The following is a 9,793-nucleotide window of genomic DNA, read 5'->3' on the forward strand; positions in this document are numbered from 1 at the left end:
CGTCTCCAGCAGCTCGCGGGCGAGTGGGTGCACGACCGCGACGCCGCGCAGCGCCCACAAGGGCATCGTGCGCAGCCGCGCCGGCTTGCCGGTGGCGGCCGCTGCCAGCCGCGCCAGCTCACGGATGGAGCATGCCGGGGCGCTGGGCACGTGCCACGCGCGGCCCCAAGCCCGCGGATCCGCGGCTGCGGTGACGAGCAGCATCGCGACGTCGCGCACGTTCGTCCAGCTGTGCGGCGCATCCAGGTCCGCGGGCACTCGCGCGGTCCCGCCGTCGCGCAGCGCGCGCCGCGCGAACGCCGACAGCACGGAGTCCCCACCGAGGTAATCGCTGCCGCGCACCTCGACGACGCGCACCCGGCCGGCTCGGTGGGCGGCAAAGGCGGCCTCGCTCATCGCGGCCCGCAGCCGGCCCTTGCGACCGGTGGCCGCCAGCGGCAGGTCTTCGGTCAGTACGCCCTCGACCGGCCCGTAACCGTAGAGGTTGCCTGTCACGGCCAGCACCGCGCCGCTCGTTTCCGCCGCCGTCAGCAGTGCCTGCGCGATCGGCGGCCAGTCTCGCAGCCAGTGCCGGTAGGGGACGCTCACGCAGTTGTAGACAACCGCTGCCCCTGCGGTCAACTCGCTCAGCCGCGCAGCGTCCGAGGCATCCGCGGCCACCGGTTCCGCGCCCGGCACGGCGGTGCCGCGGCGCGTGATGACGCGTACCCGCTCGCCGCGGTCGACCAGCAGTTCAGCGACCACCGACCCGACCGCGCCGGCACCGACGACCACGTGCGGTGCCACGTCAGCGGCCATCGAGCAGCAGACCGGCAAGGGCGGTCAGCAGAGCTTCCTGGTGGCCCATTCCGCGAGGGTACCGATGACGGACGCGGGGATGGGTCGGCCGTCCAGGACGTGTGTTGCTATTGCGCTGTATGTACTGATGTATATGGTTCTTCTCGGTCGAGCGGTGTCCTGGCCGCCATGCGTTCAGTGGACTGCCTGCCTGGCGAGCCGGGTGGCTGGTCCGGCCGCAGGCCGCCGTGCCCGGAAAGGAACCCGTGATGTTCGAACGCCTCGGCCACCTCGCGTTCCGGCGCCGGCGCGCGATCCTCGTCCTGGCGGCACTGCTGATGGTGGCCTGCGGGGTGGTCGGCACCGGCGTGTTCACCTCACTGAGCAATGGCGGCTTCACCGACCCGGGCAGTGACTCCACGCGGGCGGCCCGGCAGCTGGCAACGCAGATCGGCCGCCGTGACGCTGACGTCGTGGTGCTGATCCGCAGCGCCGATCACACGGTCGATCAGCCGGCGTTCCGGCAGGCCGTCACCGCGACCATCGCTTCGCTGCCGCCGCGCCACGTGGCGCACGTCGAGACCTACTGGACGGCACCCGCGCCGCGGTTGGTCTCCGCCGATCGGCACGCCACCTTCGCCGTTCTCACGCTGGCCGGCGCGGACGACGACGCGCGGCGAGCAGACCTGCACGCCCTGGAACCGGCGTTGCGCACGCCGAGAACCGGGTTCACGGTGCGACTCGGCGGGGAGGCGGTCGTCTACGACGCCATCGACGCGCAGGTCAAGCGGGACGTCGAGCGGGCCGAACTGATCTCCTTCCCGGTGCTGCTCATCCTGCTGCTGCTGGTCTTCGGCGGTGCCGTCGCCGCCGCCACCCCGCTGCTCATCGGCGCCCTGACCGTGGTCGGCGCGCTGACCGTGCTGCGGCTGCTGACGCTGGTGACGTCGGTGTCGGTCTTCTCCGTCAACCTTGTCTCGATGCTCGGGCTCGGCCTGGCCATCGACTACGCGTTGTTCGTGGTGAGCCGTTTCCGCGAGGAGCTGGGCCGGCGCAACGACGTCGCGGCGGCACTGGCCGCAACGATGGCCACGGCCGGGCGCACGGTGGTGTTCTCCGGGGTCACCGTCGCGCTCGCCCTTGCCAGCCTGCTGGTGTTCCCGGCGATGTTCCTGCGCTCGATGGCCTACGGCGGCGTCGCGGCGGTGCTCATCGCGGTGCTCGCCTCGGTGACCGCACTGCCCGCGCTGCTCGCCGTCCTCGGCCCGCGTATCGACGCGGCGCCGGTGCGCCGTGCCCGGCGACCGGCCCGGCACGCGAGCCTGCGACCCGGAGGCTGGGAGCGGGTGGCGCGCGTCGTCATGCGACACCCGTGGCGCGTCGTGCTGCTGGTCGTGCCCGTCCTCGTCCTGCTCGGCGTGCCGTTCCTGCACGCGCAGCTGGGCGGCGCCGACTACCGCGCGCTGCCGGCTCGAGCCGAGAGCCGCGGTGTCGCCCAGCAGTTGCGGGCCGACTTTCCCCAGCAGGGCCAGTCGGTGCTCACCGTCGCCATCACCTCCGGGGCGCCGGCATCCAGTGCGGCCGTCAGGCGCGAGGTACGGGCCTACCTCCAGCGCGTCGCGCGGGTACCGGGCATCGAGGGCACCACCATGCTCGGGCAGCGCGGGCATCTCACCGCGGCGGCACTGGACCTGCGCGACGACCCGCAGACGCTGTCGGCCCGCCGCACGCTCGCTCGAGTGCGCGCGGAAAGCGGGCCGCCCGGCACGCAGGTGCTGATCGGCGGCGACACGGCGCGGTCGGCCGATCTCCTCGGCGCGCTGCACCACCGGCTGCCGCTGATGATCGCCTGGATCGTGATGGTGACCCTGGTGCTGCTGTTCCTGGCCTTCGGCTCGCTGGTGGTTCCTCTCAAGGCCCTTGCGATGAACGTGCTGTCGCTGTCAGCGGCCTTCGGCAGCCTGGTCTGGATCTTCCAGGACGGGCATGCCGCCGGCCTGCTCAACTTCACCCCGAGCGGTTACCTGGAGGCCTCGCAGCCGCTGCTGCTGTTCACCGTCGCCTTCGGATTGTCCATGGATTACGAGGTGTTCCTGCTCAGCCGCATCCGCGAGCACTACGACCAGACCGGCAACAACACTGAGGCGGTTGCTGTCGGGTTGCAGCGCACCGGCCGGTTGATCTCCTGCGCCGCGGTGCTGCTCGGTGCCGTGCTGGCCGCGTTCACCACCTCCGAGATCGTGTACAGCAAGATGCTGGGCCTGGGCATCATCCTCGCCCTGATCATCGACGCGACCATCGTCCGCTCGCTGCTGGTGCCGGCCACCATGCGGCTCATGGGCCGGGCCAACTGGTGGGCGCCCGGGCCACTACTGCGGTTCTGGGAGCGGTACGGCATCAGCGAGACCGACGAGCCGGACGCTGCCCGACCGGCACCGCGGCTACCGGCGGGACCCTCCGCCCGCTCGAGCGACGTGGCCGCGTGACACGGGGGCTGCTGTCGGCGCTAGCCTGCCGGGATGCAACCAGCTGACTCTGAACCGGCGGCTGACACCCGTCTGGCCGTCCTGGACGCCGTCCTCGCGGCTGTCGACCGGCGAACCGAGGTCGTGGAGGCCGCGTACCAGGCAGCAAACCGGTCGGAACTGATAGCGAAGCTGCAGGACCTCCTTGCCATCGACAGGTCACAGGCGATCGCGATCGGTGACCTGCAGGTCTTTCGCCTCACTGCCGAGGACCGTGATCGTCTGGATCGGGAACGTGCGGGTCTGCGGTCGTGGATCGAGACCCGCCTCCGCCAGCCGCCAGGTCAGAGTGGTTCCTGAGCTCCAGTGCCGTAAGTCTCGAACCGGGCCGTCACCAGACCTCGGGCCGCTTACTCTGGCGTCCATGCACTGGGCCCCGCCAGCGCCACGGCCACGGTGGCGCTTGGTCCTCGGCAGGTTGGCCTGCGTCCTTGCCTGCTGTTGCGGCGGGTCGGCCCCGCGGGCCGGTCGGTGGCCGGTGAACGAGCGCCGATGAACGAGTGCCGATGAACGAGTGCCGTGAGTGCCTCAGCGCACCGCCAGGTCATCGAGCTGCACGGACTTGGCTCCGGCGTTGCTGCTGCCCCGGTTGAGCGAGACGAACAACTGGCCGGCTGTAGTGACGGAGGTATCGGTCACGCTGGCGCGCCACGTCGACGGTTCGACCTGACCATCTGCCCAGCTCTTGTACTGGATGGTCGATCCGAACACCCTCAGCCGCAACCACTGGCGTCCGGAGCCGACCTGCTGAGCTCCGCCGGTCGTATTCAGAACGGTCGTCGTTCCGGCGACCGACTTCGTGATCGTGACGGACGAGGAGTTGGACGCCAGTTCCAGGCCGTAGCCGTTGGTGGGCCGGTAGCCGTTGCGCCACCCGCCCGAGCCACGAACGAAGAGGCTGAGGTAGCCCACCGGGGTGCCCGAGTTCCACCGGTAGGAGAACGTCGTGTCGCTGTCTGCCCGAGCTGTCAGCCCGGTCAACTGCGCTCTGGCGTAGGCGCCGGCGGTATCGCTGACGGCCAGCTGCCCGGTACCGCCTTGCTGGGTCACGGTGCCCGAGACCGCCCCGGAGGCCCATGCCGCGCCCCACGCCGAGCTGTCGGCGCCGGTCCAGGTGTCGGAGAACGCCGGACCGGTGTCGGTCGCGGTAACGACCTGGAGGGTATTGCCGGCCGGCCCGACGTTACCTGCGGCGTCCAGCGCTCGGACGGTGTAGGAGTAGGTCGTTGCCGGCGAGAGGCCGGTGTCTGTGAAGGTGAGGCCGGTGACCGTGCCGGGCAGCATCGTGCCGTTGCGGGTAAGGCGGTATCCCGTCACGGCTACGTTGTCACCGGCCGCATCCCAGTTCAGGGTGAGCTGGGTCTGACCGATGCCGGAGGCCGACAAGGTGCCCGGGGACGAGGGCGGCGTGGTGTCCGGTGGCGTGATGGTGGAGTTGGGCCTCCCCGGCGTGCCTGTGACGGCGGGATTGGCCGACCAGTTCGCAGCCAGCGCGTTGTCGCTGGACCCGTCCCGCAGTTCCAATGACGGTCCGGTGCCGTCGGCCGCGGTGGGCCATGGATCGGCGGCGGAGTAGCTCACCGTGTCGACGACGCGGGCACCCTGACGCAGCGTCAGCGTCCCGGCGGTGTCGGCCAGGCTCGAGGCGTACTGTCCCGCGACGAACCTGCCGCCACCCGGATAGGCCGCCCGGAAGGCGGTGTCCTTTCGAACAAGGACGGCGTAGGACTGCGGCAGCAGCACCGTGCCGGGTTGGATGGTTACCCCGGCGCCGTCCAGCGTCCAGCCCGAGATGTCGACGGATTCGGTGGGGGAGGGGTTGTACAGCTCCACATACTCGGCGTCGGCCGCCCCGGTGGGGTGGTACATGATCTCGTTGATGACCACGTCGGGAGCCGGCGATTGCGATGGCGGCACCGGCTTGCCCGCGCCGGAGTTGGCGCTCACCACGGTGCGCCGATCGGCCAGTCCCTCCAGGAAGTTGGTGCGCGAGCCGCTGGGGGTGTAACCGCCCCAGGCTGCGCGATCGAGGTTCCAGTCGCTCAGGTACGGCGTGCTGATGCCGTCCCACTGCTGTTCGTAGGTGGAGGGCGCGAGCAGTTGGTCCGCCAGGGTGCGAAGGCGCCGGTAGAACATCTCTCGCAGGTCGGGATAACCCAGCATCGCCTTGGTGAAACGGTTCGAGGTGTCGGGGGTGAGGAACTCGCCCTTGCCGTCGTCCTCATTCGTGGTGAAGGTCCAGTTGAGGTCCCAATGCCACATCTCCCAGCGGCCGGTGCCTTCGGTGTCCCTGGCGACCCACCAGTTGTACCAACCTGAATCCGCATGGCGCATGACGCTGTTGACGGCCAGGTAGTTGATCATCTCGGGGACGTTGACGTTCTCGTCGATCCAGGCGCGCTGCGTTGCCGAGGCCGGCGCGTCCAGGAACTGGCTGAGCGTCCAGACGTCGGCGTAGCTCTCGTCCTTCCTGGTCTTCTTGTCCAGCCAGGGCTCGGGCTGACAGAGCGGGCAGCCGGCGGACGTGGTGGCGGCGAGCGCGGCCGGTGATGACGTCCTCGCCAACGAGCCGCCATCCCCCTTGTAGATAGACCACTTCGACACGCCCTGGGCGTCACGCCAGGTGCCGTCCTCGAGTTCCATGACCCTGCCGACGCTCCAGAACTGCCCGTTGCGCTGGGTGCGGACCGGCAGGATGGCCAGCCGGCGGGCGCCCGCGGCGCCGACGGTGTTCCAGGAGACGTCCGCCAGGGGCTCGGCTTCGCCCATGATCGCGAACTCGTCCAGCGGGTAGGGCAGTTTCGCACCCATGTCGAAGTCATGCCCCGATGGCATCTCGACCTTCCAGGCCACCTTGGGACGAGAACGGGTGGTGTTGCCCCGGATCCGCATCGCGACGTTGTCATACACGGTTCCGTCGTAGGCGATCACCGCCTTCCCGGTCACGTTGTCGTAGCGGTGGTTGGCCAGCAGGTCGTCGTAGGTCGCGTCCTGCATGAACCACTCCAGGACCGGAAGGTTCGTGGTTACCGAGGGATTGCGGACCACCACGCCCGCGTACTGCACCGTGTCACCGGCCGCCGGGTAGGAGAACGCCTGGTTGTTTCCGGCCATGGCGTCGATGCGGTACCTGACCAGGCGCCCGGCTGGCTGCCCGGGGATGGTCGCGCTGAACACGCCGTCGCCGCTGCCTCCGGGACTGCCGGCATCGTCGAGCATGCTGCCCTGCAGGTCCGGGCCGAACATGACCTTGTAGGACAGGGTGGCGGTGGAGCCGACCGGCAATCGTGCGGTGATCACCACCGGCTCGGCTGGAGCGGGACGCTGGGGAGTCGCCTGGACTGCTGTCGCCCGGGGCGGTGGGGCGGTGCCGTCGATCGAGTTGACCGCACCCGGTGTTCCACCGGTCACCGTGGAGGAACCCCAGTTCTCGGCCAGGGTGTTGTCGTACACCAAGCCGCGCAACTCCAGAGAGGGCCCGGTGCCGTCGGCCGCGGCGGGCCAGGGTGCCGCGTCGGCGTAGCTGACCGTGTCGACCACGGCGGCGGCGCCGTCGACGAGCGTGACCGTCTCGCCGCCGTTGCTCAGGTTTCCCGAATATGCCGCGGCAGGCGCGAACCCATACAGCGACTGGAACCTGGCAGCGTCCTTGGCCACCACCGCATATCCACCGGCGGGGATCGCCGTACCCGCGGGGAGGGTCACGGTGATTCCCGCCGTGAAGCTCCAGCCGGATACGTCGACCGCGACGGCACCGGTGTTGGCCAGTTCCAGGAAGTCGTCGGTGTCCAGGTCCGTGCCGGCGTGGTAGTGCAGTTCCGAGATCACCACTCCGCCGGGTTGGGCGAATGCCGGCGTGTTCGCGCCGAGCACGCCGATGGTCAAGATGCCCGTTGTGACGACCGACATCATCAAACGCGCGCGCCGCAGTGCCATGTTCTCTCCCCGTTAGATCTGATCAACATAGACGGGCGCACATCCCAAGGCGACCAGATTCGCATAGCCTGCGCTAGGTAATGGAATTGCTACCCACTGCTCACGGATAGATGCGGTTAAACCGTAGCGATAAGGGCACCGACCGGTCACGGCGCGCTCGTCAGATCCGTCAGCGGCGGCACCAGTACCGGGTCACATCAGTTCGCCTGCCGTACTGGCCCCCCGCATAGTCGCGGTGGAACGGCGATATCAGGGGTTGCGCCGGAGGTCGGGTGAGAGTACTAACAGGTTCCACCGCGACAACCGGATTAGCGACAAGTGTCTACACGGCTATTTCGTCCAATAGCCTGAATCGTATGCATCGAGTTGTTCAGGGAAGCGGCTGAATCGAATCGACGTGGTCGATCGGCAGTAGGCACCGGGAATGCGTCTCTCGGAGGGGTTCATGAAGCTGTTGCATGTCGTCGCTTCGCCACGCGGTTCGCGATCGCGCACGCTGACGATCTCGAATGCCTTTCTCCAACAGCTGCAGTCGAAACACCCCGGGACGCAGGTGCAGACCCGGGATCTGTTCGCGGCGGACCTGCCGCCCGTCGACGGGCAGAACATGGATTCGAAGTACCGGCTGATGGTGGGCCGGCCCATCGATCCCGGACATGCCGACTCCTGGGCCCACATCGAGGCATTGATCGCCGAATTCCTCGAGGCCGACGTCTACCTGGTCACCGCCCCCATGTGGAATTTCAGCATTCCCTATGTGCTCAAGTACTACATCGACGCGATCGTCCAGCCCCGCTACTTGTTCGCCTATAACGAGCACGGAGTGCCGGTTGGATTGGTTCACGGCAAGAAGATGGTTTTAGTCACCACGCGAGGCGGCGACTACTCCCTCGGCAGCCCCATGAACGCCTATGACGCCCAGGAGTCATATTTACGGCAGATCTTCGGGTTCGTCGGTATCACCGACCTGGAGTGCATCCACGCTCAGCCGATGGACCTGGCAGCCGACACCAGGGCGTCCGCGCTGCAGGACGCGACGCTGGCCGCGTGCCGGCTCGCCGACGAACTCGCTGACGCCTACACCGTGGCCTAGGCCCAGCCCGTATAGCTGGTTACCGGGGCTAAACAGGCATATATCTAAAGGGCTCCTGGTCTTTCGGTACCCGGGCGTGAGTTAGCGTGACTCATGGACGTGTTGCGCAAGAAACGGGTCGAGGATCTGCTGTCCCAGGGCGCCGACGAAACTTCCGGTCTGCGAAAACGGCTTGGGGCGGTGGAGCTGACCGGCTTCGGGGTCGGCGTGGTGATCGGTACCGGGATCTTCACGCTCACCGGGATCGAGGCGAAGAACCACGCCGGCCCGGCGGTGGTCATCTCGTTCCTGATCGCCGGTGTCGTGAGCCTGTTGGCCGGGCTTTGTTACGCCGAACTCGCCTCCGGAGTTCCCACCGCCGGCAGCGCCTACAGCTACGCCTACGTCAGCATCGGTGAGATCGCCGCCTGGATCATCGGCTGGGACCTGGTGCTGGAGTTCGCGCTCGGCGCCGCGGTGGTCGCCCGGGGATGGTCGGGGTACCTGCAGAACCTCTTCTCGCTGCCGACCTCGATCTTCGGCGAGAGTTCGACGATCAATCTCGGCGCGATGGCGATCACCCTGGTGCTCGGCGTCATCGCCGCACTCGGCATCAAGGAGTCCGCCAGGGTGACCAGCGCGCTGGTGATCGTCAAGGTGGCGATCTGCCTGTTCATCATCATCGCCGGCGCGTTCTTCGTGAAGCTGAGCAACTGGAGTCCCTTCGTGCCGGAGTCGGCGGGCCCGGCCGGCGCCACTCGGGGGGTGGAGCGGACCGTGGCCCAGGTTGCGTTCGGACTGCCCCAGGAGGCCTTCGGCGTCGGCGGCATCCTCACCGCGGCGGCCGTGGTGTTCTTCGCCTACAGCGGTTTCGAGGCGGTGGCCAACATGAGCGAGGAGACCCGCAAGCCGGCCCGGGACCTGCCACTGGGGCTGTTCGGAACGCTTGCCATCGCCAGCGCCCTCTACATCGGGGTCTCCCTGGTGGTCACCGGCATGGTCAGCTACGGCCAGCTCGATGAGGGCTCGCCGCTGGCCTCGGCCTTCGACTCGGTCGGGGCCAGCTGGGCCGGCACCCTCATCTCCATCGCCGCGGTCTGCGGCCTGACCTCGGTCATCCTGGTGTGCATCGTCACCATGGGCCGGATCGGTTTCGCGATGGCCCGCGACGGCTTGCTGCCCAAGGCGGCGGCCGCCATCCATCCCCGGTTCGGCACCCCGGTGCGCATCACCGCGGTGGTGACGGTCGTGGTGACCGCGCTCAGCGGCTTCGTCTCCCTGGGGACCCTCGCGGACCTGGTCAGCATCGGGACGCTGTTCGCGTTCGTCATCGTGTCAGCGGCGATTCCGATCCTCCGCCGGACCAACTCCGAGATCCGGCGTCCCTTCCGGGTGCCATGGTCACCGTTCATCCCCATCCTGTCCGTGCTGGCGTGCGTCTACCTGATGATGAACCTGACCATCGCCACCTGGCTCCGGTTCG

5 protein-coding genes are annotated in these 9,793 nt (G+C 68.5%); 3 read left to right on the forward strand and 2 right to left on the reverse strand.

What is annotated here, in order from left to right:
- A partial coding sequence (locus VF542_RS20205; RefSeq protein WP_408653496.1) for an NAD-dependent epimerase/dehydratase family protein occupies window positions 1–798 on the reverse strand: 798 nt, incomplete at its 3' end.
- A 248-nt stretch (window positions 799–1,046) separates the two neighbouring features.
- Between VF542_RS20205 and VF542_RS20210 the strand changes: the two genes are divergently transcribed.
- Window positions 1,047–3,263: an MMPL family transporter gene (locus tag VF542_RS20210; RefSeq protein ID WP_408653497.1), complete on the forward strand. Its 2,217-nt coding sequence runs from the start codon at window positions 1,047–1,049 to the stop codon at window positions 3,261–3,263.
- Window positions 3,264–3,830: 567 nt separating this feature from the next.
- Here VF542_RS20210 and VF542_RS20215 read toward each other — a convergent pair.
- On the reverse strand, window positions 3,831–7,238 hold the full coding sequence (locus VF542_RS20215) for a lamin tail domain-containing protein (protein WP_408653498.1): 3,408 nt from the start codon (window positions 7,236–7,238) through the stop codon (window positions 3,831–3,833).
- 445 nt (window positions 7,239–7,683) lie between these two features.
- On the opposite strand from VF542_RS20215, the gene VF542_RS20220 reads away from it, so the two are divergent.
- Window positions 7,684–8,331, forward strand: coding sequence for an FMN-dependent NADH-azoreductase (locus VF542_RS20220; RefSeq protein ID WP_408653499.1), 648 nt, complete (start codon window positions 7,684–7,686; stop codon window positions 8,329–8,331).
- Between the two features lie 93 nt (window positions 8,332–8,424).
- On the forward strand, window positions 8,425–9,793 hold a 1,369-nt coding region (locus VF542_RS20225; protein ID WP_408653500.1), incomplete at its 3' end, for an amino acid permease.

Origin of the sequence: Jatrophihabitans sp., assembly GCF_036389215.1 — a bacterium.
In the GTDB taxonomy this organism is placed as follows: domain Bacteria; phylum Actinomycetota; class Actinomycetes; order Mycobacteriales; family Jatrophihabitantaceae; genus Jatrophihabitans_A.

Coding starts and splice junctions, on each gene's coding strand:
- VF542_RS20210 (WP_408653497.1), top strand. CDS start 1,047: ATGTTCGAACGCCTCGGCCACCTCGCGTTCCGGCGCCGGCGCGCGATC.
- VF542_RS20215 (WP_408653498.1), bottom strand. CDS start 7,238: ATGGCACTGCGGCGCGCGCGTTTGATGATGTCGGTCGTCACAACGGGC.
- VF542_RS20220 (WP_408653499.1), top strand. CDS start 7,684: ATGAAGCTGTTGCATGTCGTCGCTTCGCCACGCGGTTCGCGATCGCGC.